This window comes from Marinomonas sargassi (assembly GCF_025716875.1).
Classification (GTDB): Bacteria; Pseudomonadota; Gammaproteobacteria; order Pseudomonadales; family Marinomonadaceae; genus Marinomonas; species Marinomonas sargassi.
This window is the reverse complement of record NZ_JAOVZB010000001.1, coordinates 394,519-408,957: the sequence shown is the minus strand read 5'-3', so window position 1 is coordinate 408,957 and position 14,439 is coordinate 394,519. Positions and strand designations below refer to the sequence as shown.

15 protein-coding genes are annotated in these 14,439 nt (G+C 40.6%); 11 read left to right on the top strand and 4 right to left on the bottom strand.

Annotated elements, in window-relative coordinates; translation table 11 throughout:
- Positions 1-27: 27 nt before the first annotated feature.
- From galE (OFY17_RS01925) to OFY17_RS01880, 10 genes are all read left to right on the top strand, one after another.
- On the top strand, positions 28-1,038 hold the full coding sequence (gene galE, locus OFY17_RS01925) for a UDP-glucose 4-epimerase GalE (protein WP_263529005.1): 1,011 nt from the start codon (positions 28-30) through the stop codon (positions 1,036-1,038).
- Positions 1,039-1,182: 144 nt separating this feature from the next.
- Positions 1,183-2,580 (top strand): mannose-1-phosphate guanylyltransferase/mannose-6-phosphate isomerase, encoded by a 1,398-nt coding sequence (locus OFY17_RS01920; RefSeq protein ID WP_263529004.1) that lies wholly within the window; start codon positions 1,183-1,185, stop codon positions 2,578-2,580.
- Between the two features lie 6 nt (positions 2,581-2,586).
- Positions 2,587-4,032 carry a phosphomannomutase gene (locus tag OFY17_RS01915; protein ID WP_263529003.1) on the top strand — a complete coding sequence of 482 codons (1,446 nt, stop codon included), beginning with the start codon at positions 2,587-2,589 and terminating at the stop codon, positions 4,030-4,032.
- Positions 4,029-5,126, top strand: a complete 1,098-nt coding sequence (gene rfbB / locus OFY17_RS01910; protein WP_263529002.1) for a dTDP-glucose 4,6-dehydratase — start codon at positions 4,029-4,031, stop codon at positions 5,124-5,126. The genes OFY17_RS01915 and rfbB overlap by 4 nt, the downstream gene beginning before the upstream one ends.
- A gap of 1 nt (position 5,127) precedes the next feature.
- Positions 5,128-6,021, top strand: a complete 894-nt coding sequence (rfbA, locus tag OFY17_RS01905) for a glucose-1-phosphate thymidylyltransferase RfbA (RefSeq protein ID WP_263529001.1) — start codon at positions 5,128-5,130, stop codon at positions 6,019-6,021.
- 6 nt (positions 6,022-6,027) lie between these two features.
- A complete protein-coding gene (gene rfbC, locus OFY17_RS01900; RefSeq protein WP_263529000.1) occupies positions 6,028-6,561 on the top strand; it encodes a dTDP-4-dehydrorhamnose 3,5-epimerase in 534 nt (177 codons plus the stop codon).
- 10 nt (positions 6,562-6,571) lie between these two features.
- Positions 6,572-7,447: a dTDP-4-dehydrorhamnose reductase gene (rfbD, locus tag OFY17_RS01895; RefSeq protein ID WP_263528999.1), complete on the top strand. Its 876-nt coding sequence runs from the start codon at positions 6,572-6,574 to the stop codon at positions 7,445-7,447.
- A gap of 525 nt (positions 7,448-7,972) precedes the next feature.
- A complete protein-coding gene (locus OFY17_RS01890; protein ID WP_263528998.1) occupies positions 7,973-9,007 on the top strand; it encodes an O-antigen ligase family protein in 1,035 nt (344 codons plus the stop codon).
- A 176-nt stretch (positions 9,008-9,183) separates the two neighbouring features.
- On the top strand, positions 9,184-10,212 hold the full coding sequence (gene galE, locus OFY17_RS01885) for a UDP-glucose 4-epimerase GalE (protein WP_263528997.1): 1,029 nt from the start codon (positions 9,184-9,186) through the stop codon (positions 10,210-10,212).
- Positions 10,213-10,220: 8 nt separating this feature from the next.
- Positions 10,221-11,054: an SDR family NAD(P)-dependent oxidoreductase gene (locus tag OFY17_RS01880; protein WP_263528996.1), complete on the top strand. Its 834-nt coding sequence runs from the start codon at positions 10,221-10,223 to the stop codon at positions 11,052-11,054.
- Here the strand turns inward: OFY17_RS01880 and OFY17_RS01875 are convergent.
- Entirely contained in the window at positions 11,051-12,034 is a 984-nt protein-coding gene (locus tag OFY17_RS01875) for an alpha/beta hydrolase (RefSeq protein ID WP_263528995.1), read from the bottom strand. The two genes, OFY17_RS01880 and OFY17_RS01875, sit on opposite strands and share 4 nt — an antisense overlap.
- Before the next feature lie 27 nt (positions 12,035-12,061).
- Positions 12,062-12,349, bottom strand: a complete 288-nt coding sequence (locus tag OFY17_RS01870) for an HlyU family transcriptional regulator (protein ID WP_263528994.1) — start codon at positions 12,347-12,349, stop codon at positions 12,062-12,064.
- 158 nt (positions 12,350-12,507) lie between these two features.
- Here OFY17_RS01870 and OFY17_RS01865 point away from each other — a divergent pair, with 158 nt between their 5' ends.
- The gene (locus OFY17_RS01865; RefSeq protein WP_263528993.1) at positions 12,508-12,729 is read left to right on the top strand and encodes a VF530 family protein; all 222 of its coding nucleotides are present in this window, start codon (positions 12,508-12,510) and stop codon (positions 12,727-12,729) included.
- 69 nt (positions 12,730-12,798) lie between these two features.
- On the opposite strand, the gene OFY17_RS01860 is transcribed toward OFY17_RS01865, so the two are convergent.
- Both OFY17_RS01860 and OFY17_RS01855 read right to left on the bottom strand, forming a co-directional pair.
- Positions 12,799-13,275, bottom strand: a complete 477-nt coding sequence (locus OFY17_RS01860; protein ID WP_263528992.1) for an NYN domain-containing protein — start codon at positions 13,273-13,275, stop codon at positions 12,799-12,801.
- Between the two features lie 24 nt (positions 13,276-13,299).
- Complete coding sequence (locus OFY17_RS01855) at positions 13,300-14,223, bottom strand: DUF2125 domain-containing protein (protein ID WP_263528991.1); 924 nt, start codon at positions 14,221-14,223, stop codon at positions 13,300-13,302.
- Positions 14,224-14,439 lie beyond the last annotated feature (216 nt).

The window sequence follows — 14,439 nt, the reverse complement described above, 5'->3', positions numbered from 1 at the left end:
TAAATCCTAATTTAATTTGGAGCTTGAATGTTTGTTTTGGTGACTGGTGGGACTGGCTATATTGGTTCGCATACTTGTATTGAGTTGATTAAAGCGGGTTTTAGTCTTGTCATTGTGGATAATTTATCCAACAGTAGTGAAGTTGTTTTAGATCGTATTGAAATCATTACAGGTAAACGTCCTGACTTTTTTAAAGGCGATATCTTAGATTTCTCTTTTCTAAATGACATTTTAAAGAAATATTCGTTTTCTGCTGTTATGCATTTTGCAGGTTTAAAAGCCGTTGGCGAGTCTGTAGAAAAGCCATTTTTATATTATGAGAATAATGTCGCTGGAACGCTTAACCTCATAAAAGCAATGGAGTCAGCTGGGCTACGTAATTTAATTTTTAGCTCCTCGGCTACAGTTTATGGTTTACCTGAATCTGTACCTATCCGTGAAAACTCCCCCACTTCTACTCAAAACCCCTATGGAGCTAGTAAATTGATGGTAGAAGGTATGTTGACGGATTTAGCACATGCTAATAGTGAATGGAATATTGCTACCTTACGTTACTTTAACCCAATTGGTGCCCACGAGTCTGGTTTGATCGGTGAAGATCCAAAAGGTATTCCTAACAATCTATTGCCTTATATTAGTCAGGTTTCTGCGGGTAAATTAGCTTGTTTGAGTGTGTTTGGTGATGATTATGATACGCCAGATGGAACCGGTGTTCGTGATTATATTCATGTTGTCGATTTAGCTCGTGGTCATGTTTGTGCCTTGGAGAAAGTTCTTGCTCAGTCTGGTCATTTTGTCGTGAACTTAGGTACGGGTAACGGTTATTCTGTATTGGATATGGTGAAAGCTTTTGAAGCTGCTTCAGGTCAGGCGATTAATTACAAAATTGTTGACCGTCGTCCGGGAGATATTGGAACTTGTTATGCAGACCCTAAATTTGCGAAAGACTTTTTAGGTTGGCAAGCTGAATTTGATTTAACGAGCATGTGCGAGGACTCATGGCGCTGGCAATCTAATAACCCTAATGGCTTTGAATAGAAAAAACCATTAGGGTAAATTGTTACTAACCTTTAATTTTTCCACGTTATGCAGTTTGCAATATTTTTCCTTTCTTGTGTTGCTCCTCTTTCTCTTTTGCTAGAATTGCGGAAATATTTTTTTATTGCATACTAAGGATCTAGTGTGAAAATCATTCCTGTTATTTTATCTGGTGGCGTCGGCAGTCGCCTGTGGCCTTTATCTCGCGAGCACTTCCCTAAGCAATGCCTTCCCCTTACTGATGCTCAATTTAGTTTATTACAGCAAACAGCGAACAGAACAAATGATCTAGATGTTAGTTCTCCTATTATTGTTTGTAATGAAGATCACAGATTCCTTATTGCTCAACAGTTACAAGAAATTGGCGTGAAAGGCGCCAGTATCATTCTTGAGCCTAAAGGCCGTAATACTGCGCCAGCCATTGCGTTGGCAGCGTTGGAAGCAAAATACAAAGAGCATGAAGATACTTTATTATTGGTTCTTCCTGCTGATCATGTTATTCGTGACATCAAAGCTTTCGAAACGGCTATAGAAAAGGCGACAGAGCTTGCTAAAAGTGCATCATTGGTTACCTTCGGGATTCAACCCACACGACCTGAAACAGGCTACGGCTACATTCGCAGCGGTGAAAATTATACCGTGGCAGAGTTTGTTGAAAAGCCAAACCTTGTCACAGCAGAACAGTATTTAGCATCCGGTGATTTCTTATGGAACAGCGGTATGTTCCTGTTCAGTGCTCAAGTGTACCTAGAAGAGTTAGCTACTCATCGTAACGATATTTCTCAAGCTGTCAGTCAGGCCTACGCGCAACGCAATGCAGATATGGATTTTGTTCGTGTGGATGAGAAATTGTTTTCTGCTTGCCCCTCGGAGTCCATTGACTATGCCGTGATGGAGCTTACGAAGAAAGCCAAGGTTGTGCCTTATGTGGGTGATTGGAGCGACATTGGTGCGTGGGATGCTTTGTACGATTATACAGAGAAAGACAAAGATCAAAACGTACTGTTAGGCGATGTTATGTCTGAAGGCTCTTCAAACTGCTTGATTCGCTCAGAATCTCGTCTTGTGGCGGCTGTGGGTGTGCAAGATTTGGTGGTGGTTGAAACAGCCGATGCCGTTTTAGTGATGGACAAAAACAACGCTCAAGATGTGAAGAAAATCGTTAAGCGTATTCAATCTGAAGGCCGTGAAGAGCATATGTATCACACTACGGTACATCGACCTTGGGGAACCTATCAAACGGTTGATCTTGGTGACCGTCATCAAGTGAAACGTATCATGGTAAAACCAGGTGAAAAGCTAAGTGTGCAAATGCATCATCACAGAGCAGAGCATTGGGTAGTTGTGTCTGGCACCGCAAAAGTTCAAAACGGTGATAATGAGATATTGCTAACAGAGAATGAGTCGACTTACATCCCTGTGGGCGTGGTTCATGCTCTGGAAAATCCAGGTAAAATCCCATTGCAGTTGGTAGAAGTGCAGTCTGGTAGTTATTTGGGTGAAGACGATATCGTCCGTTTTTCAGATCGTTATGGGCGTTAGTCACTGATGAATAAACAAGTAAAAGTATTGAGTGAAGAGCTTGGTGTGGCGTTTGGCACCAGCGGCGTTCGTGGTTTGGTGAAGGATCTCACACCAGAGTTGTGTTTTGCCTTTGTCGCGTCTTTCTTGAAGGGAGTGTGTTCTGGTTCAAAGCGCGTGGCGGTTGGCTTGGATTTACGTCCTAGCAGCCCTGACATTGCGAAAGCCTGTATCGCGGCCATTGAACAAAGTGGCGCAGAAGCGGTTTACTGTGGTGTAATTCCTACGCCTGCCTTGGCTTTCTATTCTATGCAACATCAAATACCTGCTGTGATGATTACCGGTAGCCATATTCCTTTTGATCGTAATGGCATTAAGTTTTATCGTCCAGATGGTGAAATCAGTAAAGCGGATGAAGCGGCTATTATGGACGGTTTTGTTACCTTGCCAGATTCGTTTTCTAACACCTTGCTTCCTTATGTCAATGACGCTGCTATGACGATCTTTGAAGACCGTTATAAAGTATTATTTCCAAGCGACATGCTGGAGGGTAAAAAAATTGGGGTATACGAGCATTCCAGTGTGGCTCGTGATGTGATTAAGCGATTGTTAGCGCATTTTGGTGCGGAAGTTGTGTCACTAGAGCGCACTGATACCTTTGTGCCCATTGATACCGAAGCCGTGTCGCAAGAAGATGTTGCCAAAGGTCTGGCTTGGTCTCAAGAGCATCAATTGGATGCTATTATTTCTACGGATGGTGATGGTGATAGGCCGTTGATTGCTAATGAAAAAGGCGAATGGTTACGTGGTGATATTCTTGGAGTGTTGTGCGCGGATTACTTACAAGCCAGCCATGTTGCCGCACCAGTTAATGTAAATACAGTTCTAGAATTGCAGGGGCCGGAACGTAAAACACTACGAACCAAAATTGGCTCACCTTATGTAATTTCTGGGATGGAAGCCCTATTAAAGCAAACACCTGATGCACGCATTGTGGGTTACGAAGCCAATGGTGGCTTTTTAGTAGGGTCAGACTTTAAGGTAAATAGTAAAACGTTACATTCTTTACCTACTCGTGATTCTGTTTTGCCTGCTTTAATCTTGCTGGCTATGGCGCATGAAAAAAACTGCCCAATCAGCCAGCTAACAAACGATTATCCTGCTCGTTACACAGCAAGCGACCGCATTCAAAATATTCCAACACAAACCAGTAAGCAACTTATTAGCGAACTAAAAAACAGCAAAACGAAACAAGTTGAACTGTTGTCTGTGGTAGCGGAGAAAGGCGAAAAGTTAGAAGTGGTTTCTATGGATGAAACCGATGGCCTGCGGATGACGTTTAACAACGGTGATATTGTTCACTTAAGGCCCTCAGGTAATGCCCCAGAGCTTCGTTGTTATGTGGAGAGTGATGCAGGCATAAAGTCTTCTTGTGTCTTAAATGCAGTATTGTTAAAAGTAGGTGCTAAATGAAAATATTAGTAACAGGTGGCGCTGGGTTCATAGGTAGTGCTGTTATACGTTATATACTTAGTGATACGAAACACAGTGTCGTTAACCTTGATAAACTCACTTATGCTGGGAATCTGGAATCTATTCCAGTTTCATTACATGATGAACGCTATGTCTTTGAGCAAGTAGATATTTGTGATGTTGCTGAATTAGATCGCACGCTTTTAACACACGAGCCGGATATCATTATGCATTTGGCAGCAGAAAGTCATGTAGATCGTTCTATAGATGGCCCTGGTGAGTTTATACAAACTAATCTTGTCGGGACTTATACTCTGTTAGAAGCGGCACGTAAGTATTGGAATTGTTTAGATAGAAACAAGAAAGAAGCTTTCCGCTTTCATCATATATCTACAGATGAAGTGTATGGTGACTTGCCCCACCCCGATGATGTTACTGATGGCCAATATCTTCCTTTATTCACTGAAAGAACCTCCTATGCTCCGAGCTCACCTTATTCTGCCAGTAAAGCAGGGTCAGACCATTTGGTACGCGCTTGGTTGCGGACTTATGGCTTTCCGACTATTGTGACTAATTGCTCTAATAACTATGGCCCCTACCATTTTCCAGAAAAACTCATTCCTCATATCATCCTAAATGCATTAGCCGGTAAACCTTTGCCTGTTTATGGTGATGGATCGCAAATTCGAGATTGGTTATATGTCGAAGATCATGCTCGCGCACTTATTAAAGTAGCAATAGAGGGCCAAATAGGCGAAACCTATAATATTGGCGGTCATAATGAGAAACGAAATATTGAAGTCGTTGAAACAGTTTGTTCTTTGTTAGAAGAGCTTGTACCTGAAAAACCCAAAGGTGTATCTGCCTATACAGACCTTATTACTTTCGTAAAAGATAGGCCAGGGCATGATGTAAGGTATGCAATAGATGCAACAAAAATTGCTAATGAGCTGGAGTGGACGCCAGAAGAGACATTTGAATCTGGAATGAAAAAGACAGTTCGATGGTATTTAAATAATCAAGAATGGTGGCAACGAGTTTTGTCTGGTGATTACCAGATGGAGCGAGTGGGTGATGGGGTAGAAAAAAATTAATATGAGCACAGTCAAAAAGACACGTAAAGGTATTGTTTTAGCTGGAGGCAGCGGCTCTCGTCTTCATCCTTTAACGCTAGCGACTTCAAAACAGTTGATGCCGGTTTATGATAAACCGATGATTTATTACCCTATTTCAACCTTGATGCTCTCTGGCATCAGGGAAATTTTAATTATTACCACACCTGATGATAAAGTGAGTTTCCAACGTCTATTAGGTGATGGAAGTCAATTTGGTATTCAGTTAACTTATGCTACACAAGATAGCCCAGATGGCCTTGCGCAAGCTTTTATTATTGGAGAAAAGTTTATAGGTGATGATGATGTTGCACTAGTCTTGGGGGATAACATATTTTTTGGACAACATTTTTCTGAGTCTTTGAGGTTGGCTTCTGCTCAATCTAGTGGGGCAACCGTATTTGGCTATCATGTAACTGATCCAGAACGTTTTGGGGTGGTTGAATTCAATGATGCTGGCAAGGCTATTAGTATTGAAGAAAAGCCTAAGACTCCTAAATCAAACTATGCGGTTACCGGACTCTATTTCTATGATAATGATGTGATAAGAATTGCCAAAGGTATTAGCCCTTCTGAGCGCGGTGAATTAGAAATTACGGATGTAAACTTGGCATATCTGAAAAGAGGGAATTTAGAAGTTGCATTATTAGGGCGTGGATTTGCTTGGTTAGATACCGGAACTCATGATTCATTATTAGAAGCGGGTCAATTTGTACAAACGGTTGAACATCGTCAAGGTCTAAAAGTAGCTTGTTTAGAAGAAATTGCATTTGGTCAAGGTTGGTTATCGAAGGAAGAGCTTATAGTGACTGGAAGAAACTTAAAGAAAACAGGTTACGGGCAATACCTTCTTAAAGTAGCTGATGGCTATAGGTAAAAAAATATGAAAGTAATCAAGACGAGAGTTGAAGGAGCTTTACTCATTGAGCCTAAGGTGTTCGGTGATGAAAGAGGCTTTTTCCTAGAAACGTTTCAGGCTGAACGTTATGCCGAAGTGGCTGGTATTGATTTACCTTTTGTTCAAGATAATCACTCACGATCATCGAGAAATGTTCTAAGAGGGCTGCACTTTCAGAAGAGTAAGCCACAAGGAAAATTAGTGAGAGTTGTACGTGGTGAAGTATTTGATGTGGCCGTAGATATTCGCAAAGATTCCCCGTCTTATGGTCAATGGGCTGGTGTAGTGTTAAGTGAAGAGAATAAACGTCAGTTTTGGGTTCCTCCAGGGTTAGCGCATGGTTTTGTCGTTTTAAGTGACATCGCTGACTTTGAGTATAAATGTACGGATTATTATGATCCTAGTGATGAGGGCTCACTAATTTGGAATGACCCTCAAGTTGCAATAGAATGGCCAGAAAATATTCAACCAATCTTATCGTCTAAGGATAAAATTGGTCTTAAATTTGAAAAGCTTTAGGTAGATAACAATGCGTGTTTTATTGACCGGAAAAAATGGACAGTTAGGTTCTTGTTTACAAGATCTAATTACTAATACTTCTCATGACCTATTTGCTTTCGATTCCTCTGAATTGGATATTACCAATCAAGAAGAAGTAGTTAAAATAACTAATGTCGTGAAACCGAATGTTATTATAAATGCAGCGGCTTATACGGCAGTGGACCAGGCTGAGTTGGAGTGCGATCAGGCGTACGCTGTTAATGAGTTTGGTGTTAAATACCTTGCGGAACAGGCTTCGGTTTTAGATATACCTTTGTTCCATGTCTCAACAGACTATGTTTTTGACGGTTTAAACGTTGAACCATATCAACCTAGTAGTAAGACTGAGCCTCAGGGTGTGTATGGTCAATCCAAATTGGCCGGTGAGAAAGTAATCGCCTCTACCTTAGATAAGTATATTATTCTTCGTACGGCATGGGTTTTCAGTGAATACGGTAATAATTTTGTTAAAACTATGTTGCGTTTAGCCAATGAAAAAGATGAATTAAGTGTAGTTTCTGATCAATATGGTAATCCGACGTATGCAAAAGATTTAGCTAGATCCATTGTTCAGTTATGTGATCAATATAATAGTAAAGGTGTCTTGGAGTGGGGGGTATATCATTACACTGGCGATATATCTACAAGTTGGCATGGGTTCGCACGAGCGATTTTATTTAAAGCAAATAAACTTAACTTGATCGATAAAATGCCGAAATTAACACCAATAAGTAGCGAGTCTTTTCCGACAGCTGTAAAACGTCCTGCATACTCAATACTAGATAATAGTGATTTGAAAAGGCTAAATATATCTAATTCTTCTTGGTTAAGTGCTTTAGATATAGTATTGAGTAAGCTCCCATAGTTTTCACTTATGCTTAAAAATCTATATGTAAGCTGTATATATTATCTTTTTCCTAAGAAGTTTAATTTTGATTTTTTAATTTAAGAAGGAACTCAATTTTCATCTAATTTTTTGGCAGTCATAATTACCAAACGGTACTACTATCGGTTATTAAAAAGATAAATCATCTACTATAAATTCCTTTTATAACGCATCAGGGTTTTATATTTATGTGAAAGGGTAATCGTTGGTAATGTGATTTTATTTATAGTGTGTTTTTTATAGATTTTATTATTGAAAAATAAAATATTTTAAATGCTTTCGGAGTTGGGTTTTATGGGGTTTAAAGATAAATATATTAGCTTAGTTTGGTTTTTTGCAGCATTGACTTTAGCTTTTTCTATTGGTATTCCGGGTGGTTATAATGTAGGTTCTTCTTTTATTTTTTTATTTAGTTTTGGCCTTCTTTTTATCAGGCCTAGATGGTCAATATTAAATAAAGAGGATCGATTATTATTTTGGGGGTTTTTGGCCTTTTCTGTAAGTATGTTTTTTGCAGTTTACCTCGATGATGGTGGAGTAAGAGGTTTAGATAGGCCTTCTCGATTTATTTTAGTTCTGCCTGTCATGGTTCTTTTACTTTGTGTTTCTAATAGAAAAGAGTGGCTTTGGTACGCTGTTGCTTTTGGTTCTACTTTAGCCTTTTTTGTCGCTCTTTATGAACGTATTGTCTTGGGTGTGGATAGAGCTAATGGGCAAATAAATGCAATTATGTTTGGTAATATTGCGATGTTGCTCGGCTTTTTAAGCTTCTCTGGCGCAGTTTATTTTTACTCTCAAAGACGGTTTGTGCTTCTTGCTGTAATGCTATGTGGTGGAGTGTGCGGTGTTGGAGCTTCTGTTTTATCTGGAACTCGTGGCGGCTGGATTGGTTTACCGCTTATTGGCTTGTTTATGTTCTGGCAATGTCGAGATCTAATGGACCGTAAAGCTTTATTTTCAGTTTGTACTCTCGTTACTATTTTTCTTGTTAGTGTTGTTGCAATACCTGAAACAGGAGTTCAAAAGCGAGTTGCAGCAGCGGTGGATGATATTGAGAACTATATAGATGGATCGAATGCTGAAACATCTGTCGGCGCTCGATTTGACATGTGGAAATCGGCCCTATATATGTTTCAGCAAGCTCCACTTTTAGGGGTAGGCCAAAGTCAAACTATCCCAATAAAAAAACAGCTTGCGTCAGAAGGAAAAATTAGTGATTACTCTGTAGGCTTCTCTCATGCTCATAATGAATATTTAGACGCTTTATCTAAAAGAGGCATAATTGGATTGGCGTTTCTGATGCTTTTGTACCTTCTACCTTTAAGGTTATTTCTTAGAAAATTAAAACAATGTGGATCTAATTGGCGTATTCGGTCATACGCTATAGCAGGTGCTTTGATTCCGATGTGCTATATGGACTTTGCCCTCACTCAAGTCATGTTTGGACATAATATAGGTGTGACAATGTACGCTTTTTTAATTGTCTATTTCTGGGCTGCTGTTCGTTGGGCTGAGCGAGAAGAGTTGAGTCAACCTTAAACGTTAGGTTGAAGTTTCTTGGTAAATGAAAAACCTACAATCCAGAAATAGAAAGATATTCTAAAGTATTAATTTCATGGATAATAATTTCATTGCTTAGTGAAATTAGAAAAGCCTAAAATGGCGATCATAGTTTTTATGATCGCCATTTTTCTTAGGGCGTTGGAGAATAGTAAATGTTTGTTCTGGTAACTGGTGGGTCTGGGTTTATAGGTAGCCATACTTGTGTCGAGCTGTTGAACCAAGGTTATGATGTTGTAGTCGTAGATAACCTGTGTAATTCCAGTGTTGAGGTTTTTCAGCGTATTGAATGTATTACGGGAAAATCAGTTTTTTTTCATCAAGTTGATTTACTTAATAAAGAATCTTTAGCTCGGGTATTTGAAACTTATTCCATTCAAGCTGTTATTCATTTTGCTGGATTGAAAGCAGTTGGTGAATCTACTCAGATACCTTTAAATTATTATCATAATAATTTAACTGGTACGCTGAACCTGTTAGATGTAATGGCGCAGAATAAAGTCTTTGACTTAGTGTTTAGTTCTTCAGCAACCGTTTATGGTGAAAATAACCCAATTCCTTATGTCGAACATTTCCCCCTCGGCTCGACTAGCCCTTATGGGCGAACGAAAGTAATGATAGAGCAATTTCTGAAAGATGCTTACGCTTCTGATAATCGTTGGAATGTGTCAGTTTTACGTTACTTTAACCCTGTTGGAGCACATCCTAGTGGGCTGATAGGTGAAGATCCTAATGGAATACCGAATAACCTAATGCCTTTTATTACTCAGGTGGCCGTGGGTAAACGTGAAAAATTGAACGTGTTTGGTGGCGATTACCCAACGCCGGATGGTACAGGTATACGGGATTATATCCATGTTGTGGATTTGGCATTAGGTCATATTAAGGCGCTAGAAAAGCTTGCATCTCAGACAGAAAAAAGTATAGACGCTTATAACTTAGGTGCAGGTGTTGGTTATAGTGTATTGGATGTCGTTAAAGCCTTTGAAAAAGCTTCGGATCAGAAGATACCTTATGACATTATGCCACGCCGTGCTGGTGATATTGCTGAGTTTTACGCTAATGCTGAGAAAGCATTAAGTGAGTTAGGTTGGCAAGTTAGTCTTTCATTAGAAGATATGTGTCGTGATGCTTGGAATTGGCAGTCGAACAACCCCGATGGGTATGCTTCAAAATTAAAGTGAGATCTTGTATGCAAAAATCCATTCTGATCACAGGTTGTTCAACAGGTATCGGTCTAGAAGCCGCTAAGATGCTACAAAAACGTCAGTATTTAGTGGTTGCAAGCTGTCGTAAAGCTGAGGACGTTGAGAAGCTGAAGGCGCAAGGGTTGAAGCACGTTGTTCAACTGGATTTGAGTGATTCTGAGTCGATTACTCAAGGCTTACAGCAAACACTGGACATCACTGGTGGTGGTTTATTTGCCTTGTTTAATAACGGCGCTTATGGGCAGCCCGGGGCGGTGGAAGATCTTCCTGTGTCGGCCCTTAAAGAACAATTTGAGTGTAACTTTTTCGGTACCCATGAGCTTACCACTAAAGTGTTGAAGCTGATGTTGGCTCAGGGGGATGGGCGAGTTGTGACGAATAGCTCGGTATTAGGTTTAGTCGCCGCTCCATTTAGAGGGGCTTATAATGCCAGTAAGTTTGCCTTAGAAGGTTTGACGGATACCTTGCGTCTTGAGCTTGCAGATACTCCTATTAAAATCAGTTTGATTGAGCCGGGGCCAATTGAAAGTCGCTTTAGAGCCAATGCCTTGGTAGCGCTCAAGACTAATATAGATATGCAGAATAGCCGACACCAAAAAGGTTATGAGGAGGCGGTAGCGAGATTGAGTAAGGAAGGACCATCTTCGTCTCAAACTTTATCTGCTAGTGCTGTAGTGAATAAGCTAATACATGCACTAGAATCTCAACGCCCAAAAGCCCATTATTATGTGACTTTACCCACTTACGGCGCTGCCTTTATGAGACGTTTCTTTCCGGTCTGTATGCTAGATTGGGTGATGCGTCGCCAAGGTGCTTAATCTTGCTCTGTTAGCCAGTCGGACATGGTTTGTAAGTAAGCTTGTTGGGCTGGCTCTTTTGATAAATATAGGTCGTGAAAGCCTTTTGGAATAACCTTGATCGTCAAGTTATCGAACGTGTTTTTTACGGCCTCCTCCATACTCTCTACATGTAATACACCATCCCCTTGTTGCATATCTCCAACGGACTTTTTACTGATGGTACTGACTTCAGAGCGGCACAATAAGGTCGGTATATTAAGTGTTTGAGTTGCTAGCCATTCTTGCGCTCGGATAATTTCATTTAACCAATGGAGGGAAAGACCAAAACCATTTTCAGGTTTCCAGTCTAGCCGGTAATCCCATTCCCCTTCGAATTGCGAGTGCAAACTTTTGGCATAAACAATAGGCTTATTCGTTTTAATGACCCCCGAAGGGAAGCTTGAAACAATGGCTTTAACTGGCTTTTTTAACCATTTAATTTGCTGTGGAGAAAAGGGTAGAGCCAGAAAGGGGCTATTAAATATCAGCCCAGTGACTGTTGATAAAGTTTGTTTGTCGTCATTGTCTAACGAAGGTGCTTGTTGTTTTTTTGCTAAATAATTCGCACTAATCAATGCCCCTGTTGAGTGAGCAAGAACAATGGTCTCTGCTATACCGTCTTGTTTGATTGTTGCGAGCGCTAGATCTAAATCGTCTATATATTCAGATATGGATTCACACCAAGTGGGTGGTCGATAAGGGCGAATAGAGCGGCCATAACCTCGCAAATCTATTGCGTAAAAGCGATAGCCAAGAGAAATAAAGTACTCAGCTAATCCTGCTTGAAAAAAGTAATCCGTGTAGCCGTGAATATAAAGAATGGCTTTGTCTGCATTGGGGTTAGCAATGTGATGGATTAAGGTAGTATGAATGACAGGGCTGGGCTGTTTAAAGGTTCGAGCAACAAAGCTATCACCCAAATGATCTTCTTTTTCTGATTCGAGCACCCAGTCCTGCATATTTTATATCCCTAAATTTTGATTTTATTAACCGAAGATCTTGTCGCCTAGCTGATCAACCGTCATTTTAGCTTTACGTACCGTAATGTTAATGCACTCATCTCGGCTGGCAATAAGGTCTGAGCGGATGAAGTTATGAACTTGCTGGTCTTCACCTTCTCCTTTGGTGATGGTCGCTCCGACTCTAAACTGTCCACCTTCTTTAATTGGTGCAGGAATAATCATAAAACCACTGTGTTCAATGGCTTCTTCTGCAGGCTCGTTATCGATTGCAGCGCCAGAAAATAGCCCTTTTAGGCCTGATAAAATCCCCATTCTTATTTCTCCTAATTGTTTGATGCTATTTTTCGGGGATTTGCCCCATTAGTCAAATTCTATTGTTGATTTGCCACTCGCCATTAAAAATCAGCTCAGTTGATATGGCTTTAGGTTATACTCTCGGCAGCATATAAGTCGTAGGAATTAAACGTATCATGAGTGAGACTCAAAAAAATAACCCATTGCACGGCATCAAGCTGGAGCAGATTTTAACAGAGTTGGTTGAACATTATGGCTGGGAAGAGTTGGCTATCCGTATCAACATTAATTGCTTTAAAAGTGACCCTTCCATTCGATCTAGTTTGAAGTTCCTGCGCACCACTCAATGGGCGAGAGACAAGGTAGAAGCATTGTTTCTTGAAACTTTCTTTGACTAGTTCTTTGAGCATTTAGGTGGAACATTGCTTCGTGTAGCTCTCCTTCTGCGTAAGAGCTTCTTTGAGGAGTTATCGAAGCAAGAGTTGCTCAGTGACAGGGATAAAGTCATCGGCGGCTTGTATTAAAGATTGTGCAGTTAGAGCCTCCACACCATAGACTTCGACTTTTGTGTTGTACTTTTCTCTCAAGGTGGAAGCGAGCAGGGCGAAGTCACCGTCTCCTGATACTAGTATTAAGGTATCGCTGTCTTTTCCGTATTCGATACCATCTATCGCGATGCCCACATCCCAATCGCCTTTCGCTGAGCCATCAGAACGTTGAATGAAAGGCTTCAGCTTTACCTCGAAACCAATCGCGCGAAGAATATTTTGGAACTGACGCTGCTTCTCATCTCCTCTATCTATAGCATAAGCGATGGCCTTCACAACATTTCTACCTTCCGTGGCTTGTTGCCAAAAAGCATTGTAATCAAATGGGCGCTTATAGGTGTCTCGAGTCGTGTAATAGACATTTTGCACATCGACTAGGATGGTGACATTAGACATAAAATTTTCTCGTTTAATAACTTGCTATCGCTTGTTAGTAGGTGACGTTGTCAGAGACATATTAGCGCCTTGAAACAGTTGATTATCATAGGCGAACAAAGCCATATCTTTTAGAGTGATTGGTGATACAGGAGATATATCCAGCATCAGGCTTTTACCCTCGCTTTGTAAAAAGTCTTGCGTAGTTTGCGATATCTTGAACAACTCGGCTGAGCCATATTCTGCGAATCCTAACTGATTAATGCTTCTTTGGATTGTGCTTAAGCTAAAAGGCTGGGGGAGTGTATTTTTTGCTAGTCCCATGTCTTCATATTGGATTTGAGCCGAACGCATTTCAATAGCATCACCATGGATAATGAATACGCCAGCAGGTTGCCCCATCGCCATAGAAACCAGTAGGTCATTGCGTAACTCGAATAAAGAGATGTTCTGGTTAAGCATTTTGATATCGCTAGTGATTGTGGTTCTTCCTGCATCTTTGATATCTAGATGAAGCTGCGATGTGATCTGTTTGTCTTCTATGTTGGCAGACAAACTGCCTTTGCCTAATAGACTATTGATTCCTACTTTTCGCATCCAATATTGTGTATCTCTCGATAAGGTCTCTGCCGGGCTGTGTTGAATCCAGAATTCAATATCGAGATGTGTGGGCTGGGTAGGGTGATAGTCCAGAGTGATGCGAGACAGTCTTAGCCAAGGAGTGTCTTTTAAACCCAGACTTACATTGTCTAGGGAGGCTTCGAGTTCAAAAGGGTTGAAATGCAAACTCTCGTAATGGACGAAAGGGGATAAGCCAGAGGCTTCTAGACGCTCTCGTACTTTGTCTTCTGCGTATTGTGTCCCAAAGTGTTTGGCGAGATAAATTAATAAGGTTGCCACACAGATAACCATGAGTACTTTAATGAAAAAAGTGCCCGCTTTGAAGTCTAGTGTATTGGTGTTATTCAATGGATGACTCTCATGGTGTGGATTAGCGCCTTGTTACGCACTTATGCAGCAAGACCTGAAAAGAAGTTAGGTTAAAGGGCTTGTTATGCAGATGCAAACGAAACCCCCTTTACAGATTACTTTCATTGAAAATAGGCCAATCCATAGGTCGGCTTACATTAGGTATGGTATAAATAGTGAACTGGATTACTTAAATTGAACAAGCTAAATAAAACA

Excerpts from the sequence above, each read along its gene's own strand:
- OFY17_RS01890 (WP_263528998.1), top strand. The coding sequence starts at position 7,973 with ATGTTTTTTGCAGTTTACCTCGATGATGGTGGAGTAAGAGGTTTAGAT.
- OFY17_RS01865 (WP_263528993.1), top strand. The coding sequence starts at position 12,508 with ATGAGTGAGACTCAAAAAAATAACCCATTGCACGGCATCAAGCTGGAG.
- rfbC (WP_263529000.1), top strand. The coding sequence starts at position 6,028 with ATGAAAGTAATCAAGACGAGAGTTGAAGGAGCTTTACTCATTGAGCCT.
- OFY17_RS01880 (WP_263528996.1), top strand. The coding sequence starts at position 10,221 with ATGCAAAAATCCATTCTGATCACAGGTTGTTCAACAGGTATCGGTCTA.
- rfbD (WP_263528999.1), top strand. The coding sequence starts at position 6,572 with ATGCGTGTTTTATTGACCGGAAAAAATGGACAGTTAGGTTCTTGTTTA.
- OFY17_RS01915 (WP_263529003.1), top strand. The coding sequence starts at position 2,587 with ATGAATAAACAAGTAAAAGTATTGAGTGAAGAGCTTGGTGTGGCGTTT.
- rfbB (WP_263529002.1), top strand. The coding sequence starts at position 4,029 with ATGAAAATATTAGTAACAGGTGGCGCTGGGTTCATAGGTAGTGCTGTT.
- galE (WP_263529005.1), top strand. The coding sequence starts at position 28 with ATGTTTGTTTTGGTGACTGGTGGGACTGGCTATATTGGTTCGCATACT.
- OFY17_RS01875 (WP_263528995.1), bottom strand. The coding sequence starts at position 12,034 with ATGCAGGACTGGGTGCTCGAATCAGAAAAAGAAGATCATTTGGGTGAT.
- OFY17_RS01860 (WP_263528992.1), bottom strand. The coding sequence starts at position 13,275 with ATGTCTAATGTCACCATCCTAGTCGATGTGCAAAATGTCTATTACACG.
- galE (WP_263528997.1), top strand. The coding sequence starts at position 9,184 with ATGTTTGTTCTGGTAACTGGTGGGTCTGGGTTTATAGGTAGCCATACT.
- OFY17_RS01870 (WP_263528994.1), bottom strand. The coding sequence starts at position 12,349 with ATGGGGATTTTATCAGGCCTAAAAGGGCTATTTTCTGGCGCTGCAATC.
- rfbA (WP_263529001.1), top strand. The coding sequence starts at position 5,128 with ATGAGCACAGTCAAAAAGACACGTAAAGGTATTGTTTTAGCTGGAGGC.